Here is a 19147-nt window from a genome sequence, read left to right on the forward strand (position 1 = left end):
CTAACCGCCCTTGCCCGCCGTTTCGCGCAAAAAATCGTCCACGCTCGGATAGCGCAGACGCATTCGCAATTCTTTCTTCAGACGCCGGTTCACCAGTCGGCGCGACTCGCGCATGAACGACAGCAGCATCGGATCGATGTGCTGCTCCGCCTGCGCGCGTGTGATGCGCGGCGCACGGGCGAGCCCGAACGCGTCGGCGACCGCGTCGAAATACTCTCCCATTTTCAGTGACGAGTCGTCCGACGCGTGCAGCGCGCGCCCGGGTCGGCCATGCGTCGCGAGACGTACGAGGATCGCGGCGAGGTCATCAGCGTGGATGTGATTCGTGTAGACGTCGTCGGCGTCGATGAGCGCCGGCGTGCCTTTTTCGAGCCGCGAGAGCGGCAGACGGTTGCGCGCATAGATGCCCGGAATCCGCGCGATGCTCGCAGCGACGCTGCCGCGCGCCGTTGCGGCGCGCAACTGCCGCTCGGCCGACACGCGACGTTTTGCGCGCGCATTCGCGGGCCGCGCCGCGCGTGTTTCGTCGATCCACGCGCCGCCGCAATCGCCGTAGACGCCCGTCGTGCTTGCGTAAACGATGCGCACCGGTGCGCGCGAAGCGGCGGTTCGGCGCACCCCGTCGGGTACAATACCGGCTGTTTCAGCGTCCAGACCTGAAGCGCGCGCGCGGCGCAGCCGCGCGATCGGCGCGATCGGCGCGACCGACGGCCTCGCCGCGCAAGCGCTCATGCGGCCCGCGGTACCTAACGTCGCCAGCAACGCGCGAGTGCGTCGATCGTCCTCGCCGGACTTCTGCGGTGGCGCGAGATGCAGCACCGTCGGCGCGAGGCGCGCGAGCCGTTTGAGGCTGCGGCGCGCATCCAGATCGCCAACGAGCGGCGTCACGCCCGCGGCGCGCAATTCGGCGCAGCGCTCGGCATGGCTCGTCAACGCGAAGACATGCGCGCGCGGCCGCAAGAGAGGCACACACCGCATGCCGACGTCGCCGCATCCTACGATCAGCACGCGTGGCCGGCGGAAGTTTCGTGTCGCATTCATGGTGGACGCATTGTAGCGGTCACACGCAACAGGTACCGTGCGGGTCTTCCGACGGGTCCGATTACGATTCCGACTTTTCGATTTCGAACACTTTATGGCATTTAACGTCACGCTCCGGCAAAGCTGCCGGCAGTTTCAGGTAGAACAGGACGAACCGGTGCTCTCCGCAGCCCTGCGTCAAGGCATCGGCCTGCCGTACGGCTGCAAGAACGGCGCGTGCGGTTCATGCAAGGGCACGGTCGTGAGCGGCGAGGTCGAACAGCGCGCGCATTCGTCGTCGGCGTTGTCGAACGACGAAAAGACGCGCGGCATGGCACTCCTGTGCTGCGCGACCGCCTGCTCCGATCTCGAAGTCGACATCCGCGAAGTGGCCGGCGTGGGCGACGTGCAGGTCAAGAAGCTGCCGTGCCGCGTGAACGCGATCGAGCGCAAGGCCGACGACGTGATCGTCGTGAAGCTGCAACTGCCCGCCAACGAGCGTCTGCAATATATGGCCGGCCAGTACCTCGAATTCATCCTGAAGGACGGCAAGCGCCGCAGCTATTCGATGGCGAACGCGCCGCACGTCGAGGGCCCGATCGAGCTGCACATTCGCCACATGCCCGGCGGTGCCTTCACCGATCACGTGTTCAACACATTGAAGGAGCGCGACATCCTGCGCTTCGAAGCACCGCTCGGCACGTTCTTCCTGCGCGAAGACTCGGACAAGCCGATCGTGCTGCTCGCGTCGGGCACCGGCTTCGCGCCGCTGAAGGCGATCGTCGAGCATGCGGTGTTCAAGAACATCACGCGCCCAATGACGCTTTACTGGGGCGCGCGCCGCAAGAAAGACCTGTATCTGCTCGAACTCGCCGAACAATGGGCGCGCGAGATTCCGAACTTCAAGTTCGTGCCGGTGCTCTCCGAACCCGATGCGAGCGACGCGTGGACGGGCCGCACGGGCTTCGTGCATCGCGCGGTGATCGAGGATCTGCCCGATCTGTCGGCCTACCAGGTGTATGCGTGCGGCGCGCCGGTGATGGTTGAATCGGCGCTGCGCGACTTCACGCAGCATCACCAACTGCCGGAAGACGAGTTCTACGCGGACTCGTTTACGAGCGCGGCCGATCTCGCCAACGCGGTCTGATTGCACGGGCGCAAACGGCCCGCCTGCACGCTTGAACAAGCGCTCGCGCGGGCCGTTCGCGCCGAACATGTCAGCCTCGCGGCAACCCGGCAAATTCGCCTGAAGTGCAGCACCGATGCAATTTCATGGTTTACACCAGCGCTTTTCTTATCGTATTCTTTCGCGCATGAACCGCATCCAGTCCGAACTCCGACGTCGCCGCTCGCCGCTCCCCTAGGGACGCCGCTGGCTTCGTCACGGACTCGCGCCACACCCAAACCTGGGCGCAAGCTGTTCGAATCATGAAAGCCACGGCATGCCGTGGCTTTTCTGTTTTTCAGGCCACCGTTTTGATTGGCCAAACCGACACCGTTTCTTCACCCTGCTCTTACCCATTTGCCTGGAGCCTGCCGTCATGAATTTCAATGAGTATCCAATCGATTCGCTGATGTACATCACGAACCGGCCCGAAATCGTTTTCACGCACGGCAAAGGCTCGTGGATTTACGATAACAACGGCAAGCGCTACCTGGATTTCATTCAGGGCTGGGCGGTCAACAGCCTCGGCCACTGCAATGACGGCATGATCGAAGCGCTGAACAGCCAGGCCAAGCTGCTGATCAACCCGTCGCCGGCGTTCTACAACGAACCGATGGCAAAGCTCGCGGGTCTGCTCACGCAGCACAGCTGCTTCGACAAGGTGTTCTTCGCCAATAGCGGCGCCGAGGCGAACGAAGGCGCGATCAAGCTCGCGCGCAAGTGGGGCAGAAAGTTCAAGGACGGCGCGTTCGAGATCATCACGTTCGATCACAGCTTCCACGGCCGCACGCTCGCGACGATGTCGGCCAGCGGCAAGCCTGGCTGGGACACGATCTACTCGCCGCAGGTGCCGGGCTTCCCGAAGGCCGACCTGAACGACATCGCATCGGTGGAAAGGCTGATCAATGCGAAGACCGTCGCGGTGATGCTCGAACCGATCCAGGGCGAAGGCGGCGTGATCCCCGCGACTCGCGAATTCATGCAGCAGCTGCGCGAGCTGACGAAAAAGCACAACCTGCTGCTGATCGTCGATGAAGTGCAAAGCGGCTGCGGTCGCGCCGGCACGCTGTTCGCGTATCAGTTGTCGGGCATCGAGCCGGACATCATGACGCTCGGCAAGGGCATCGGCGGCGGCGTGCCGCTCGCGGCGCTGCTGTCGAAGGCGGAAATCGCCGTGTTCGAAGCCGGCGACCAGGGCGGCACCTACAACGGCAATCCGCTGATGACCGCGGTCGGCTACTCGGTGATCTCGCAGCTGACGGCACCGGGCTTCCTCGAAGGCGTGCGCTCGCGCGGCGAATATCTGCGCACGAAGCTGCTCGAGCTGTCCGAAGAGCGCGGCTTCAAGGGCGAGCGCGGCGAGGGTCTGCTGCGCGCGCTGCTGCTCGGCAAGGACATCGGCAACCAGATCGTCGAGAAGGCGCGCGAGATGCAGCCCGACGGCGTGCTGCTGAACGCGGCCCGTCCAAACCTGCTGCGCTTCATGCCGGCGCTGAACGTGACGACCGAAGAGATCGACCAGATGCTGGCGATGCTGCGCTCGGTTCTCGACTCGCTGTAATCGACAGAGGAGCGCACCGATGACGACGAACACGACGCTCTCGATCCGCCGCTTCGACGCGAGCGATACCGAGGCGGTGATCGCACTGTGGCAGGCGGTGTTTCCCGAGTATCGCGACGTGACGAGACCGCAGCGCAATCCGCGTCTGTCGATCACGAACAAGCTCGCTACGCAACCAGAGCTGTTCTTCGTCGCGGTGCTCGATGGACGCATCGTCGGCACCGTGATGGGCGGCTATGACGGCCACCGCGGCTGGCTGTATTCGCTCGCGGTCGACGCATCGCTGCGACGTCATGGCATCGGTACGCGACTCGTTTCGCACGTCGAGAGCGAGTTGACGAAGCTTGGATGTCCGAAGCTGAACCTGCAGGTTCTATCGTCGGCGACGGCTGAAGTGCACGCGTTCTACGATGCGCTCGGTTATCGCACCGACGCAGTGATCAGCCTCGGCAAGCGGCTCGGCAAATACGCGGACGCGGCACCGGCGGGTTGATTCGCGCCGCACACCTGATTGATCAAGGCCGCATGCGTTGGTTAGCACATGCGGCCTTTTCTATGATTCCCCAAGGAAGGGCGTACATATCGGCGGATTCGGACAAACAGCGGATGGCGGGCAGGTGAATTGCCTAGAATCGTTTACGCACGAGACCACCCCGCGGCTGGGAAAACAGGTTTTCGGCGGTTCGCGATGCTCCGCGGTTCGGCTCATGCGTCCGAGTCCCAAAACGTTTGAATCCTAAGGGGAATCTTCATGGCGACTTATGTGGTGCTCATGCAATTCACGGATCAAGGTGTTCGCGCAATCAAGAACACCGCCCAGCGAGCCGGGCAGGCGGCAGAGATGGCAAAAACTTTCGGCTGCGAAATGAAGCAGATCTACTGGACCTTAGGGGAATACGACATTGTCTCGGTCATCGAAGCGGCAGACGAGCAGAGCTTCCTCGCCTTCGGCCTGGCGCTCAGCTCGGCCGGCAATGTCCGCTCGCAAACGCTGCGTGCGTTCACAAAAGACGAAATCAGCGCGGTTATCGGGCGACTCCCATAATTCACGCCCTAGCCAGCAAAATAAAACGCGCCCCACGACGTTGCATCGTGAGGCGCGTTGCGAGCCGGACGTGTACGCGAACGGCACACGCCCAGCTGATCACCTACCTTATTCGCCCACTCATTCACCCAGGTACGCGGCCCGAACCTTCGGATCGTCGAGCATCTGCTTCGCGTCGCCCGACATCGTGATCAGACCGGAGTCCATCACGTAGCCGCGATTCGCCGCCTGCAGCGCAAGACGCGCGTTCTGCTCGACGAGCAGAACGGTCATGCCTTCGGCGGAAATCGAGCGCACCACTTCGAAGATCTTCTCGACCATGATCGGCGACAGACCCATCGACGGTTCATCGAGCAACAACAGTTTGGGGCGCGAGATGATCGCGCGCGCCATCGCGAGCATCTGCTGCTCGCCGCCTGACAGCGTGCCCGCATATTGCGATGCACGCTCCTTCAGACGCGGGAAGTAGCCAAACATGCGCTCGACATCCGACTTGATGGCCTCGGTATCGTTGCGCAGATAGGCGCCCATCTGCATGTTCTCGACGATCGACATGCGCGCGAAGATGCCACGCCCTTCCGGCACCATCGCGAGACCGCGCTTGAGCAGCTCATGCGCGGGCAGCCCTTTGATGGACTGACCCATGTACTCGATGTCGCCGGCCGCATACGCCTTCAGCCCCGTGATCGCCTTCATCGTCGTGGTCTTGCCCGCGCCGTTCGCGCCGATCAGCGTGACGAGTTCGCCCTGCCCGACCTCGAGGTCGACACCCTTGACCGCCTGGATGCCGCCGTAGTTGACCTGCAGGCCCTTGATTTTCAACATTGCTTGCGTCGTGGACATCAGTGGACCCCCGCACCCAGATAAGCTTCGATCACCTTCGCATCCTTCTGCACGTCCTGCGGCAGACCCTGCGCAATCACCTTGCCGTAGTCGAGCACCGTCATCTGGTTGCACAGGCCCATCACGAGCTTCACGTCGTGTTCGATCAGCAGAATTGTCTTGCCGTCCGTGCGGATCTTGTCGAGCAGCTTGGTCAGCTCGACCTTCTCGGTGGCATTCATGCCGGCCGCCGGTTCGTCGAGTGCGAGCAACTTCGGATCGGTCGCCAACGCACGTGCGATTTCCAGCCGACGCTGGTGACCATACGACAGGTTGCGCGACGTGTAGTCCGCGTATTGCGTGATACCGACGTAGTCGAGCAGTTCGAGCGCGCGCTCCTTGATCTCGCGCTCTTCCTTACGCTCGGCCGGCGTCTGGAACACCGCGCCGAGCAGGCCGTGCTTGGTGCGCACGTGCCGCCCGACCATCACGTTTTCGAGAGCGGTCATGCCGCCGAACAGCCGGATGTTCTGGAACGTGCGCGCGATGCCGGCCTTCGCGACCTGGTAGACCGCGGTCGGCGTGTAGTTCTCGCCATCGAGCTTGAACTCGCCCGAATCCGGTGTGTACAGACCCGTGATCACGTTGAAGAAGGTCGTCTTGCCGGCGCCGTTCGGGCCGATCAAACCGTAGATCTCGCCCGCGCGGATCTGCAGGCCGACTTCGGAAAGCGCCTGCAGGCCGCCGAAGCGCTTGTTGACGCCCTTCACCGACAGACGGATCGTCGAGTTGTTGCTTACGTTATCGCTCATGTCATTTTCTCCACGGCGCCTTATGCGCGCACCGGTTTCTTGCCGGTGCGCTTGGCCAGCTTCGCAATCTTGTCTTCGTGCTTCGGCGCGGGCCACAGGCCTTCCGAGCGATACAGCATGATCACGACCATCGCGAGACCGTACAGCAACTGACGGATCACTTCGGTATCGACGATTTCATGGCCGAAGACCATGTTCTGCAACGGACCCATCGTCGAACGCAGGAACTCGGGGAACACCGCGAGCAGCACCGCGCCGAGAATCACGCCCGGAATGTGGCCCATGCCGCCGAGCACCACGCAGGCGAGCACCACGACCGATTCCCAGAACGTGAACGATTCCGGCGACACGAAACCCTGGAACGCGCCGAACATCGCGCCCGACAGGCCGCCGAACGACGCGCCCATCGCGAAGGCGAGCAGCTTCACGTTACGGGTGTTGATACCCATCGCCTTGGCGGCGATTTCGTCCTCGCGGATCGCGGCCCACGCGCGGCCGATCCGCGAATGCTGCAGACGCGTACAGGTCCAGATCACGAACAGTGCGCACAGCACGAACAGGTAGTAGTACAGGGACACCGACGGTATCTGGAAGCCGAACAGCGAGTGCGACTGCGAGAGGCTGAAGCCGCCGATCTGGACCGGATTGATCCCGGTGATCCCCTTCGGCCCATTGGTGATGTTCACCGGACGGTCGAGGTTGTTCATGAAAATCCGCACGATTTCCCCGAAGCCGAGGGTCACGATCGCGAGGTAGTCGCCACGCAGACGCAGCGTCGGCGCGCCGAGCAGAATCCCGAACATCGCGGCGAGCGACATCGCGATCGGCACGATGATCCAGATCGGCACGTGCAGGCCGCCCGGCGCGAGATGCGCAATCCACTCGAATTGCGTCGTGAGGTGCGGCGAGCTCAGCAACGCGGCCGTGTAGGCGCCGATCGCGTAGAACGCGATGTAGCCCAAATCCAGCAGGCCGGCGAAGCCGACCACCACGTTCAGGCCCAGCGCGAGCATCACGTACAGCATCGCGAAGTCGAGCACGCGGACCCAGTAGTTGCCGCCCAGCGCGCCGATAATCATCGGCGCAGCGATCACGAAGATCGTCGTGATCACGCCGATGGTCAGCGTCTTCGTGCGGTTTTTTTCGGGGATGAGCGTCGTGGAAGGCTCGATCGGTTGAATTGAGGTCATGATTGTTGACTCCTTGTGGCCCGGGATCAGGCGCGATCCGCGACACGTTCGCCGAGCAGGCCCGACGGACGGAACACCAGCACGACGATCAGCACGATGAACGCGAACACGTCCTGGTAGTTACTACCGAACACGCCGCCCGTGAGGTTGCCGATATAGCCGGCGCCCAACTGCTCGATCAGGCCGAGGAGCACGCCGCCGACCATCGCGCCGCCGAGATTGCCGATACCGCCGAGCACCGCCGCGGTAAAGGCCTTCAGGCCAGGGATGAAGCCCATGTAGAAGTGCGCGTTGCCGTATTCGGACGCGATCATCACGCCGGCCAGCGCCGCAAGCGCCGAACCGATCATGAAGGTCGCCGAAATCACGAAGTTCGGGCTCACACCCATCAGGCTCGCGACGTTCGGGTTCTCGGCGATTGCGCGCATGGCGCGGCCGAGCCGGGTCTTGTGCACGAGCAGCAGGAGGCCGCCCATCACGATGAACGCCACCACGATGATCACGATTTCAGTCATCGAGATCACGGCGCCGGGCGTCGTGTCGGTGGCCTTGATCACGTTGATCGGGTCGGTGGGCAACAGCTGCGGGAACGGCAGCGGATTGCGCGACCAGATCATCATCGCGAGCGTCTGCAGCAGGATCGATACACCGATCGCGGTGATCAGCGGCGCGAGACGCGGTGCGCGGCGCAACGGCCGGTAGGCCACCCGCTCGATCGTGTAGCCGACCACCGAGCAGACCGCCGCTGCGATGATCAACGCTATGACCAGCGTCAGCACATTGCCGAGGCCGGGAAAGTGGTTCTGCAGCACACCTATGGCGGAGAGCGCAACCATCGCGCCCACCATCAACACATCGCCGTGAGCGAAGTTGATGATGCCCAGAATGCCGTAAACCATCGTATAGCCTAGTGCGATGATGGCGTAGACACTGCCAAGCACCAGTCCATTCAGGATCTGCTGGATGAAGATATCCATTTATTGCTCCTTAGCCCGTGCGACTGGATTCGCGTTTTTCATCTGCCGGTAGGCGGTGATGGGCTACGAATCTCAACGGCACTGCGGGTACTGATGTAAAAGACCGGTAAGGGTTATCCGCCGCCGGCTTGCCCTGACGACCGTGATGCGGTCGCAGGCTCCCCTTGGACGGATGCAAAAACGGCACCGTTGGATGGTGTCGGTGCCGTCAGGCCGAACATCCCGTCATCACATCTTCACGACGTCGAGCACTGCTTTCTTGCCGTCCTTGAAGTCGTAAAGCGTGATGGCGCCCTCTTTCAAATCACCCTTGTCGTCGAACGCGATGTGGCCGATTACCCCGTTGTAATCGGTCGAAGGCATCGCAGCCAGCACCTTGGGCGCCTCGATCGAATTAGCGCGCTTCATTGCATCGACGATCACGTACACAGCGTCATACGTGAACGGCGCGTAAATCTGCACCGGCGTGTGGAAGCGGTCCTCGTACTTCTTTTCGAAGTCCGCTCCCTTGTCCATCTTCGAAAGCGCGAGTCCCGCTTCCGAACAGACCAGGTTTTGCACGGCGGTACCCGCCAGCTCACCTACCTTGTCGGTACACACACCGTCGCCGCCAAGGATTTTTGCCCTGATACCGAGCGCCGCCGCCTGCTTCGTAAACGGCCCGCCCGTCGCGTCCATGCCGCCGAACATGATGGCGTCCGGCTGAACACTCTTGATCTTCGTGAGAATGGCCCGGAAATCCGTGGCCTTGTCGTTCGTCGCCTCCCGCGCGACGATCTTCGCGCCGCTCGCCTCGGCGGTCTTCGCGAACTCGTCCGCGAGACCCTTGCCGTAGGCGGTCGCATCGTCCACGACCGCGATGCGTCTGGCGCCCAGCGCCTTGGTCGCGTAATTGGCGAGCGCCGGACCCTGCTGCGCGTCGGTGGCGACCACCCGATAGGTTGTCTTGAACCCTTGCTGCGTATACGCCGGATTGGTCGACGACGGCGAGATCTCCACGATGCTCGCGTCGCTATAGATCTTCGACGCCGGAATCGAGACTCCGGAGTTCAGATGCCCGATCACCGCGACTACGTGATCGTCGACCAGCTTCTGCGCAACGGCAGTGCCGGTTTTCGGGTCCGCTGCATCGTCCTGCGCGTCGAGCTGCAGCTGTATCTTGCGAGCGTCGATCGTCAGACCCTGCGCATTGATTTCCTCGACCGCGAGGCGCGCCCCATTTTCGTTGTCCTTGCCCAGATGCGCGATGCCGCCCGTCAACGGAGCCGCATGACCGATCTTCACGATAGTCGCTTCGCTCGGCGCGGCGACCGCCGAGGCCGAAGCCGCCGATGCGACCGCTCCCGCTTCGCCATCCTGTTTCTTGCCGCACGCGGTCAGCATCGCAACCGCGGCCGCGATGGACACGGCGTAAGCAAATTTGACTCGCATCAAGTAAGGTCTCCTGCGCCTTGCAAAATCCACTGTTCAGGACCTCAAGGCCTTGAGAACGCGCGCATTGTAACTCCAATTATGCGGGTGGCAATATTGTTGAACCGGTGGGGTTTTCCTGCATTGCAACCTGATTTTGAGAGCAAAAACCGCTAAAAAGCGCAACCCGGTTGCGATCCCTTTCCGTGCGCCAGTTGCACCGACGCAGAGCCCGATGGCATCAAGTGTTGCGGGCGATCAGCCCGAATGCCGGATAGGCCGGGCTTTGCGTCCGGTATGACCTTTTAGCGCGAGCTCGCCAATTCGCACCAATTCAGCGCATGATTAATTCGTCTTAAAGCTTTTGTCAGCTTAAAACGGGGACGCATCACGAGAAAATCAATAAAGAACCCGATCACAATTCAAAATAATTTGTGCGCAGGAGCAGCGGAATTTGAGGAATTCCGTTGTTCTGGCACTTAATTTAACCAGAGATTCATCGGACTCGCGGCATAAAAAAAGCGCGCCCTCGGGCGCGCTTTCCTTTCAACACAGCTAACGGATTGTCAGGCTGGCAAACCGAGCCCGCGCGGCAGCGGAAACGCGATGTTTTCCTCGATGCCCTCGAGCGCGCGCACATTGCGCACGCCCAGTTCGCGCAGGCGCGCAATCACCGCCTGCGCCAGCACTTCCGGCGCCGACGCGCCAGCCGTCACACCGATGCGACGCTTGCCCTCGACCCAGACCGGATCGATCTGATCGGGCGAATCGACCATATAGGCCGGCACGCCGAGCTTTTCGGCGAGCTCGCGCAAGCGGTTCGAATTCGAACTGTTCGGACTGCCGACGACGACCACTACGTCGCACTTCGGCGCCATGAACTTCACGGCGTCCTGTCGATTCTGCGTGGCATAGCAGATGTCCTGCTTCTTCGGCTCACGGATAGACGGGTACTTGGCCTTCAGCGCACCTATGATCTCGGCGGCGTCGTCGACCGACAGCGTGGTTTGGGTGACGAACGCGATCCGCTCGGGATCGTCGAGCTGCAACGCCTGCACGTCTTCGATGTCCTCGACCAAATGCATGCCCTCGGCCGCCTGACCCATCGTGCCTTCGACTTCCGGGTGACCCTTGTGGCCGATCATCACGATGTCGAAACCGTCCTGGCGCATCTTCGCGACTTCGATATGCACCTTGGTCACGAGCGGGCAGGTGGCGTCGTACACCCGCAGACCTCGCGACTCCGCCTCCGAGCGCACGGCCTTCGACACGCCGTGCGCGCTGAAGATTACCGTGTTGCCCGCCGGCACTTCGTCCAGGTTCTCGATGAAGATCGCCCCCTTCTTGCGCAGGTCTTCGACCACATAGGCGTTATGGACGATTTCGTGACGCACGTAGATCGGCGAGCCATAAAGCTTGATGGCCCGCTCGACGATCTCGATCGCCCGGTCGACGCCGGCGCAGAACCCGCGTGGCTGGGCCAGCAGGATCTCCGCTTCGGCGAGAGTCGTATCCGTGATGCTCATGTTTACAGAATCCCGATGATTTTCACTTCAAACGCCAGCGCCTGGCCGGCAAGCGGGTGATTGAAGTCGAACAGGGCCGACGTCTCGCCGACTTCCTTCAATACGCCGGCATAGCGCCCGCCGCCCGGCGCGTTGAATTCGACCAGATCACCCGGCGAAAAATCCTCGCCGATCATGCTGTTCTCCCGCAGCGTGGCGAGGGACACGCGCTGGATCAGGTCCGGATTGCGCGGACCGAACGCCTGCCCCGGCGGTAGCTGAAAGGTCGAATGGTGGCCCACCTTCAAACCCAGCAAAATATCTTCCAGCGGCGGCGCCAGTTGACCGGCGCCGAGTAGCAGCGTGGCCGGCTTTTCGTTAAACGTGTTGATCACTTCGGCGCCATCGGCAAGGGAAAGCCGGTAATGCAGCGTGACGTGTGAACCGGGTTTCACCTCGGAAATATCGATGATGCTCATGCAATGCTCGCTCAGTCGAAGCGCGCTGCACGCGTGCGCCGCGGGCGCAGTCGACGCGTGTGGCAAACCGTCGGGGTGCCGTGCGCAAAGCGTCTATTGTAAGCCACCTAGCGGGCGCCGGCTTGAGTCCGTCGCGCGCGAGAGCGGCACGGCTCGGCGGCGCGTTGCGCCGGGCGCGCCGTCAACCTTACGCGGAGGACTCTATATATATGGCTGATTTCGCCAGCACAATCGACGAAGCACCTGCGGCAACGGTGCGACCGAAATCAAGGGCACGCGCAAGGAACGGCGCAAAAGCCGCCGGTTCAAACGCCCGCAGCCGGCCGCAACTGTTCCGCGGCAAATGGCTGCGGCGCGACATGCCGCGCGAGCGGTTAATCAACCAGGGGCCCGACGTCTTGTCGGACACCGAAATGATCGCGCTCGTGCTCGGCTCCGGCCTGCCTGGCCACGACGTGTTCAGCGTCGCGCGGGCGCTGCTCGAGCGCTTCGGCTCGCTGCGCGCGATGCTCGACGCAACTTATGCGGACTTCGACGGCGTCCGCGGCATCGGCCCCGCGAAAAGGGCGCAGTTGCTCGCGATCATGGAAATGGCGCGCCGGTCGCTCGTCGACAAGATGCGCAAGCGCCCGCTGATGAATTCGCCTGAAGCGGTCGAAAGCTATCTGCGCCTTCTGATCGGCGGACAGCCGCAGGAGGTGTTCGTGTCGCTGTTTCTCGACGCGCGGCATCGGCTGATCCGCTGCGAGGAAAGCGCGCGCGGCTCACTCACGCGCATGGCTGTCTATCCGCGCGAGATCGTACGGCGGGCGCTCGCCGCGAACGCGGCCAGCCTGATCGTCGCGCACAACCATCCGTCCGGCGCTGTAGAGCCGAGCGCGAGCGACTGTCACCTCACGCAGACGCTGCGCGACGCGCTCGCGCTCGTCGACGTGCAGTTGATCGATCATCTGGTGATCGGCGCGGACAGCGTATACTCGTTCGCCCGCGCCGGTTGGCCAAGGCTCGCGCGCAAGCCCGATCGGGCGTGGGAAGTGGAAGGCCCGCCGAACGACGCCGTGCCCGGCCCCGGCATCGCAAATAAGGTTTGATTTTGCGGCTTTTTTTCTGCTAGAATTCCGGTTTGCCTATTTCCAACCCCCTGTTCCGAAGCCACCAAGGCGTTCCGCAAAGGTCAGGCGGCTGTGGTAGCGAGTGCCTCTACGCAACTTCGCACACCCCCAGCGCAGCTCTTTTCGGGAAACTTTCACGGCGTTCGAACTCAGAATTAGCGTATTAGGAGTGCTCTCATGGCACGCGTATGCCAAGTAACTGGGAAAGCGCCGATGAGCGGCAACAACGTTTCCCACGCGAACAACAAGACCAAGCGCCGGTTCCTGCCGAACCTGCAAAACCGCCGTATCTGGGTGGAAAGCGAAAACCGTTGGGTGCGTCTGCGCGTTTCGAACGCCGGCCTGCGCCTGATCGACAAGAACGGTATCGACGCTGTGCTCGCAGACCTGCGCGCACGCGGTGAAGCCTAAGGAGTAAATCATGGCGAAAGGCGCACGCGACAAGATCAAGCTGGAATCGACCGCTGGTACGGGTCACTTCTACACGACCACGAAGAACAAACGCAACATGCCGGAAAAGATGCTGATCAAGAAATTTGATCCGGTCATCCGCAAGCACGTTGACTACAAGGAAACCAAGATCAAGTAATCTTGGCTCTCCAGCCTGACGAAGGCAAAAACATGAAAAGCCTCGCATCCGTGCGAGGCTTTTTTGTTATTGCGCGGACCTCGCGATAGCGCTGCCATGTGCGCGCGAATCGCCCTATTCCGTTTGGCCAGCTTTCGCCAGGGCGCCGCGGCGCGTATCCTTTATCGTTTTCGCGGCGCGCGGCTCGCGCGCCGTCATCGCATAAACTAAAGAGGGAGATGTGGGCAATGGAATTCGATGTGGCAATCGTCGGTAGCGGTCTGGCTGGCTTGAGCGTCGCGCTCAATCTCGCGCAGACGCGGCGGGTTGCTGTGATCGCCAAACGGTCCATGACCGAGGGCGCGAGCGACTGGGCACAAGGCGGCATCGCTGCGGTGCTCGATTCCGCGGACAGCGTCGAGAATCACGTGCGCGACACGCTGATCGCGGGAGGGGGCCTGTGCGACGAGGCGGCAACACGCTTCATCGTCGAGCACGGACGCGCCGCGATCGAATGGCTAATCGCACAGGGCGTGCCGTTCACGAAGGACGACGCCGCCGAACTGGGTTTTCATCTGACGCGCGAAGGCGGTCATAGTCATCGCCGGATCATTCACGCGGCCGATGCGACTGGCCACGCGGTCGTCGCGACGCTCAGCGACCAGGTGCGCCTTCATCCGAACATCACGCTGTTCGAAGACCATCACGCGATCGACCTGATCACGTCCGAGCGCCTCGGCCTGCCCGGGCGTCGCTGCCACGGCCTATATGCGCTCGATCTGCAAAGCGGCCGCACCATCACAATCGAAGCGCCGCATACGGTGCTCGCGACGGGCGGCGCCGGCAAGGTCTATCTGTACACGACGAACCCCGACACCGCGACCGGCGACGGCATCGCGATGGCATGGCGCGCCGGATGCCGCGTGTCGAACATGGAATTCATCCAGTTCCATCCGACCTGCCTGTTCCACCCGTACGCGAAGTCGTTCCTGATTTCGGAAGCCGTACGCGGCGAAGGCGGCATCCTGAAGCTGCCCGACGGCACGCGCTTCATGCCCAATCACGACGAGCGCGCGGAGCTCGCGCCGCGCGATATCGTCGCGCGGGCAATCGACTTCGAGATCAAAAAACGCGGCATCGATTGCGTGTATCTCGACATCAGCCACCAGCCGGCTGCATTCCTGCAGGAGCATTTCCCGACGATCCTCGCCCGCTGCCTCGAGTTCGGCATCGACATCACGAAAGAGCCGATTCCAGTCGTGCCGGCCGCGCATTACACGTGCGGCGGCGTCGTCACCGATCTGGCGGGCCGCACCGATCTCGCGGGCCTCTACGCGGTCGGCGAGACGTCCTGCACGGGACTGCACGGCGCGAACCGGCTCGCCAGCAATTCGCTGCTCGAATGCCTCGTGATCGGCCGCTCGGCCGCCGAGGCGATCGAAGCGGAGGGCTTCACCACCGCTGTCCACGCGCCGTTGCCGGCCTGGGACGAAAGCCGCGTGTCCGATCCGGACGAGGAAGTCGTGGTCGCGCACAACTGGGATGAACTGCGCCGGCTGATGTGGAACTACGTTGGCATCGTGCGCACCGACAAGCGGCTCGAGCGCGCGAAGCATCGGCTCGCGCTGCTGCGCGACGAGATCCACGAGTACTACGCGAACTTCAAGGTGAGCCGCGATTTGCTGGAGCTGCGCAATCTGGTCGACGTGGCGTCGCTGATCGTCGAGGGCGCGCGTTCGCGGCGCGAAAGCCGCGGCCTGCATTTCAGCCGCGACTGGCCCGCTACATTGCCCAAAGCGCTGCCGACAGTGCTGTCGCCGAAGTATGTGCGCAGGCCAAATGCCTGACGACCTTGCGCTGAAACGGCACCGCAAACGACAAGGCCATTGCCGGAAAACTCCGGCAATGGCCTTGTTCAGTCGTCACGAGCGTTGGCCGATGCGCTAATCGCGCGAGGCTCAAACGATCCGCATCGAGTAGTCAGTCGCGCGCACGTCCTTGGTCAGCGCGCCGATGGACACGCGGTCCACGCCCGTCTCCGCGATCGTACGCACGGTCTCGAAGTTCACGCCCCCGGACACCTCAAGCACCGCGCGCCCCGCCGTGATCCGGACCGCGTCGCGCATCATGTCGAACGAGAAGTTGTCGAGCAAAATCGACTGCGCGCGATGCGCGAGCGCGGTTTCCAATTGCTCGAGCGTTTCGACCTCGATCTGGATCGGCACGCCCGCATTCAACGCGAGCGCCGCGTCCATTGCCGCACCCACGCCGCCGGCAGCGGCAATGTGGTTTTCCTTGATCAGAATGCCGTCGTACAGCGCGAGCCGCTGATTCGCACCGCCGCCGACGCGCACCGCGTACTTCTGCGCGAGCCGCAACCCCGGCAGCGTCTTGCGCGTATCGAGAACGCGCGTGCGCGTGTGAGCGATTGCGTCGACATAGCGGCGCGTCGCGCTCGCCACGCCGGACAGCAACTGCAGGAAATTCATCGCGTTGCGCTCCGCAGTGAGCAGCGCGCGCACCGGCCCGCGCAGATCGCAGACCGTCGTATCGGCGCCCATGCGCTCGCCCTCGCGGTAACGCCATTGAACTTCGATGCGCGGATCGACCGAGCGCATCACTGCATCGAACCACGGCACGCCGCACAGCACCGCGTCCTCGCGCACGATGATGCGCGCGTTGCGCACGTCATCGGCAGGCACGAGACGGCCCGTCTGATCGCCGCTGCCAATGTCTTCGGCGAGCGTATCGGCGACGTTGCGCGCGAGCGCCGCATCGAACGCCGCGCCGTATTGCGTGCGAATCTCCGCGAAAAGCGGCGACACTGCGTCGGACCCTTCGCGAGCCACTGCCTGCTCGGGCGCCTTCTCCACCACCGTCATTACGCTGCCCCCACGTTCGAATACAGTTGCGTGTCACGCGCAAGATCGCCGCTTGCCTGCACGCGCTTCTTGTGACGTGCCGCGAAGTCGAGCATGCGATCGATCGGCAGACGCGCGCGCGCGCCGATCGCGCGATCGACGAAAATCTCGTTGTGGCCGCGCTCGAGCACGTCAGCCAGATTCGCGAGGCCGTTCATCGCCATCCACGGGCAATGCGCGCAGCTCTTGCAGGTCGCGCTGTTGCCGGCCGTCGGCGCGGCGATCAGCGTCTTGCCGGGCGCGGCGAGCTGCATCTTGTGCAGGATGCCGAGGTCGGTCGCGACGATGAAATGCGTCGCATCGAGCTTCTGCGCGGCGTCGATCAGTTGCGTGGTCGAGCCGACCACGTCTGCCTGCGCGACCACGTTGGCCGGCGACTCCGGATGCACGAGCACCTTCGCGCCGGGATACTCGGCGCGCAGCAGGTCGAGCTCGATGCCCTTGAATTCGTCGTGCACGAGGCATGAGCCCTGCCACAGCAGCATGTCCGCGCCGGTCTTGTCCTGGATGTAGCGGCCGAGATGGCGGTCCGGCGCCCAGATGATCTTCTCGCCGCGCGCATGCAGATCGGCAACGATCTCCAGCCCGATCGACGACGTCACCATCCAGTCTGCACGCGCCTTCACGGCCGCGCTCGTATTCGCGTACACGACCACCGTGCGGTCTGGGTGAGCGTCGCAGAACGCTGAGAACTCGTCGACCGGACAGCCAAGGTCGAGCGAACAGGTCGCATCCAGATCCGGCATCAGGATGCGCTTGTCGGGACTGAGAATTTTCGCGGTCTCACCCATGAAGCGCACGCCCGCGACCACCAACGTCTGCGCGTCGTGATCTCGCCCGAAACGCGCCATTTCCAGCGAATCGGCCACGCAGCCGCCGGTTTCGTCGGCGAGTTCCTGCAATTCTGCGTCGACATAATAGTGCGCGACGAGCACCGCCTTCTCGCGCTTGAGCAACGCGCGAATGCGCGCCTTCAGCGCGCGCTTCTCTTCCGCCGACGGCGTCTGGGGCACCTTCGCCCACGCCTGTCCGATCCCGCAGGTCGTGCCCTGCGCCTGAGGCCGATCGTATTCGACGGTCCTGATCGCTTGCTGCTCCATCATCTCCTCTGCCCTCACCTGGTCGCCGCGGCTTGCCACTCGCGCTACCGATGCGATGGTTTTCCACGGCCCAAAAATGCAAAACCCCGCCAACGCGGGGTTTTGTGACGTTCTTAAATTTTAATGGATTTCAGGCATAGCGACGCAGTCGCAGCGCGAAGTCTTGCAACGCCTTGATCCCGCTCTGCTCTGCACGATGGCACCAGTCCTGCAGCTGCGCCAGCAGTTGCTCGCGCGACGCGTTGGAGCGCTCCCACATCGCCGCAAGTTCGTTGCGCATGTCGATGTAGGTCTTCAATTTCTGGCTGTTCGCGAAAATCTGCGGCAGCTGGAGCTTCTGCGGCTCGTTCAGGCCCGCCTCTTCCTTGTGGAACCAGGTACGCGCGCCACGCATCACCTGATACTTTTCGCGCGCACCGACTTCCTTCAGATGCGCAAGCTCCTGGCGATACGCACGCTTGATCGCCTTCGCGTAACGCGCCATCACTTCGTAGCGGTTCGCGAGCACGGCCTGCAGCGTGTCCTGATCGAGCACGAGCTTGCCGGTGGTGAGACGCGGTGTCGGCGCGATCTTCTTCACCTTGGCCAGACGAAACGCCTGCATGATGCGGATGTACATCCAGCCGATGTCGAACTCGTACCACTTGTTCGACAGCTTCGCCGACGTCGCGTACGTGTGGTGATTGTTATGCAGTTCCTCGCCGCCGATGATGATGCCCCACGGGAAGAGGTTGGTGCTTGCGTCCGACGAATTGAAGTTGCGATAGCCCCAGAAGTGCCCGAGACCATTGACCACGCCCGCGGCCCAGAACGGAATCCACACCATCTGCACGGCCCAGATGGTCAGGCCGACGACGCCGAACAGCGCGACGTTGATCACCATCATCAGGCTCACGCCGAGAATCGGGTACTTCGTGTAGACGTTGCGCTCCATCCAGTCGTTCGGCGTGCCGTGGCTGAACTTGCGCATCGTTTCTTCGTTTTTCGCTTCAGCGCGATAAAGCTCAGCGCCTTCGAGCAGCACCTTCCAGATGCCGCGCGTCTGCGGGCTGTGCGGATCCTCTTCGGTCTCGCACTTCGCGTGGTGCTTGCGGTGAATCGCGGCCCATTGGCCGGTCAGCATGCCGGTGGTCATCCACAGCCAGAAGCGGAAAAAATGACTGGCGATCGGGTGCAGATCCAGCGCGCGATGCGCCTGGCAGCGATGCAGATAGACGGTCACGCCGATGATCGTGATATGCGTCACGATCAGCGTATACACGACGAGTTGCCACCACGAGAAATGCAACAGGCCGTGGGCAAGGAAATCGAGCAAAGAATTCAACAAGGTAAGTTACCTGCAGAACGAGAGATACGGACCACACGCGCCGCGTGTGTCAAGAAAGTGAAAGCATACAGCGGGATCGCACGACATTCTACTTGAAGCGTCCCAAGTGTTTGTAACAAATAGGGATTTTTTG

General features: G+C 62.6%; 19 protein-coding genes. 8 read left to right on the plus strand and 11 right to left on the minus strand.

Going from position 1 to position 19147, the window contains the following annotated elements; translation table 11 throughout:
- On the minus strand, nucleotides 1–1041 hold the full coding sequence (locus L0U81_RS12155; RefSeq protein ID WP_233802950.1) for an NAD-dependent epimerase/dehydratase family protein: 1041 nt from the start codon (nucleotides 1039–1041) through the stop codon (nucleotides 1–3).
- A 94-nt stretch (nucleotides 1042–1135) separates the two neighbouring features.
- Here L0U81_RS12155 and L0U81_RS12160 point away from each other — a divergent pair, with 94 nt between their 5' ends.
- The 4 genes from L0U81_RS12160 (at nucleotide 1136) to L0U81_RS12175 (ending at nucleotide 4791) form a co-directional block, all read left to right on the plus strand.
- Nucleotides 1136–2167: a CDP-6-deoxy-delta-3,4-glucoseen reductase gene (locus L0U81_RS12160; protein WP_233802952.1), complete on the plus strand. Its 1032-nt coding sequence runs from the start codon at nucleotides 1136–1138 to the stop codon at nucleotides 2165–2167.
- 394 nt (nucleotides 2168–2561) lie between these two features.
- Nucleotides 2562–3746 (plus strand): acetylornithine transaminase, encoded by a 1185-nt coding sequence (locus tag L0U81_RS12165; protein ID WP_233802954.1) that lies wholly within the window; start codon nucleotides 2562–2564, stop codon nucleotides 3744–3746.
- A gap of 19 nt (nucleotides 3747–3765) precedes the next feature.
- Nucleotides 3766–4239, plus strand: a complete 474-nt coding sequence (locus tag L0U81_RS12170; protein ID WP_233802957.1) for a GNAT family acetyltransferase — start codon at nucleotides 3766–3768, stop codon at nucleotides 4237–4239.
- Between the two features lie 258 nt (nucleotides 4240–4497).
- Nucleotides 4498–4791, plus strand: coding sequence for a GYD domain-containing protein (locus L0U81_RS12175; RefSeq protein WP_233802959.1), 294 nt, complete (start codon nucleotides 4498–4500; stop codon nucleotides 4789–4791).
- 120 nt (nucleotides 4792–4911) lie between these two features.
- Here the strand turns inward: L0U81_RS12175 and L0U81_RS12180 are convergent, their stop codons facing one another.
- The 7 genes from L0U81_RS12180 to L0U81_RS12210 all read right to left on the minus strand — a co-directional run bounded on the left by L0U81_RS12180 (nucleotide 4912) and on the right by L0U81_RS12210 (nucleotide 11986).
- Nucleotides 4912–5616 carry an ABC transporter ATP-binding protein gene (locus tag L0U81_RS12180; RefSeq protein ID WP_442793404.1) on the minus strand — a complete coding sequence of 235 codons (705 nt, stop codon included), beginning with the start codon at nucleotides 5614–5616 and terminating at the stop codon, nucleotides 4912–4914.
- A 17-nt stretch (nucleotides 5617–5633) separates the two neighbouring features.
- A complete protein-coding gene (locus tag L0U81_RS12185) occupies nucleotides 5634–6425 on the minus strand; it encodes an ABC transporter ATP-binding protein (protein ID WP_233802963.1) in 792 nt (263 codons plus the stop codon).
- Between the two features lie 20 nt (nucleotides 6426–6445).
- Complete coding sequence (locus tag L0U81_RS12190) at nucleotides 6446–7615, minus strand: ABC transporter permease subunit (RefSeq protein ID WP_233802965.1); 1170 nt, start codon at nucleotides 7613–7615, stop codon at nucleotides 6446–6448.
- A gap of 26 nt (nucleotides 7616–7641) precedes the next feature.
- On the minus strand, nucleotides 7642–8592 hold the full coding sequence (locus L0U81_RS12195; RefSeq protein WP_233802967.1) for a branched-chain amino acid ABC transporter permease: 951 nt from the start codon (nucleotides 8590–8592) through the stop codon (nucleotides 7642–7644).
- A gap of 228 nt (nucleotides 8593–8820) precedes the next feature.
- A complete protein-coding gene (locus tag L0U81_RS12200) occupies nucleotides 8821–10023 on the minus strand; it encodes a branched-chain amino acid ABC transporter substrate-binding protein (RefSeq protein WP_233802969.1) in 1203 nt (400 codons plus the stop codon).
- Nucleotides 10024–10568: 545 nt separating this feature from the next.
- On the minus strand, nucleotides 10569–11528 hold the full coding sequence (gene ispH, locus L0U81_RS12205) for a 4-hydroxy-3-methylbut-2-enyl diphosphate reductase (RefSeq protein WP_233802971.1): 960 nt from the start codon (nucleotides 11526–11528) through the stop codon (nucleotides 10569–10571).
- 2 nt (nucleotides 11529–11530) lie between these two features.
- Nucleotides 11531–11986, minus strand: a complete 456-nt coding sequence (locus L0U81_RS12210; RefSeq protein ID WP_233802973.1) for an FKBP-type peptidyl-prolyl cis-trans isomerase — start codon at nucleotides 11984–11986, stop codon at nucleotides 11531–11533.
- A 209-nt stretch (nucleotides 11987–12195) separates the two neighbouring features.
- On the opposite strand from L0U81_RS12210, the gene radC reads away from it, so the two are divergent.
- The 4 genes from radC (at nucleotide 12196) to nadB (ending at nucleotide 15513) form a co-directional block, all read left to right on the plus strand.
- Nucleotides 12196–13077 (plus strand): RadC family protein, encoded by an 882-nt coding sequence (gene radC, locus L0U81_RS12215; RefSeq protein ID WP_233802975.1) that lies wholly within the window; start codon nucleotides 12196–12198, stop codon nucleotides 13075–13077.
- 198 nt (nucleotides 13078–13275) lie between these two features.
- Entirely contained in the window at nucleotides 13276–13509 is a 234-nt protein-coding gene (gene rpmB / locus L0U81_RS12220) for a 50S ribosomal protein L28 (protein WP_007180631.1), read from the plus strand.
- 10 nt (nucleotides 13510–13519) lie between these two features.
- Nucleotides 13520–13687: a 50S ribosomal protein L33 gene (rpmG, locus tag L0U81_RS12225; RefSeq protein WP_008919555.1), complete on the plus strand. Its 168-nt coding sequence runs from the start codon at nucleotides 13520–13522 to the stop codon at nucleotides 13685–13687.
- A 227-nt stretch (nucleotides 13688–13914) separates the two neighbouring features.
- Complete coding sequence (gene nadB, locus L0U81_RS12230; RefSeq protein ID WP_233802977.1) at nucleotides 13915–15513, plus strand: L-aspartate oxidase; 1599 nt, start codon at nucleotides 13915–13917, stop codon at nucleotides 15511–15513.
- A 111-nt stretch (nucleotides 15514–15624) separates the two neighbouring features.
- Here the strand turns inward: nadB and nadC are convergent, their stop codons facing one another.
- The 3 genes from nadC to L0U81_RS12245 all read right to left on the minus strand — a co-directional run bounded on the left by nadC (nucleotide 15625) and on the right by L0U81_RS12245 (nucleotide 19014).
- The gene (gene nadC / locus L0U81_RS12235) at nucleotides 15625–16548 is read right to left on the minus strand and encodes a carboxylating nicotinate-nucleotide diphosphorylase (protein WP_233802979.1); all 924 of its coding nucleotides are present in this window, start codon (nucleotides 16546–16548) and stop codon (nucleotides 15625–15627) included.
- A complete protein-coding gene (gene nadA, locus L0U81_RS12240; RefSeq protein WP_233804312.1) occupies nucleotides 16548–17687 on the minus strand; it encodes a quinolinate synthase NadA in 1140 nt (379 codons plus the stop codon). Before nadA ends, nadC begins: the two co-directional genes overlap by 1 nt.
- A gap of 130 nt (nucleotides 17688–17817) precedes the next feature.
- Complete coding sequence (locus L0U81_RS12245) at nucleotides 17818–19014, minus strand: DesA family fatty acid desaturase (protein ID WP_233802981.1); 1197 nt, start codon at nucleotides 19012–19014, stop codon at nucleotides 17818–17820.
- Nucleotides 19015–19147: the final 133 nt, after the last annotated feature.

This window comes from Paraburkholderia sp. HP33-1 (assembly GCF_021390595.1).
GTDB lineage: Bacteria > Pseudomonadota > Gammaproteobacteria > Burkholderiales > Burkholderiaceae > Paraburkholderia.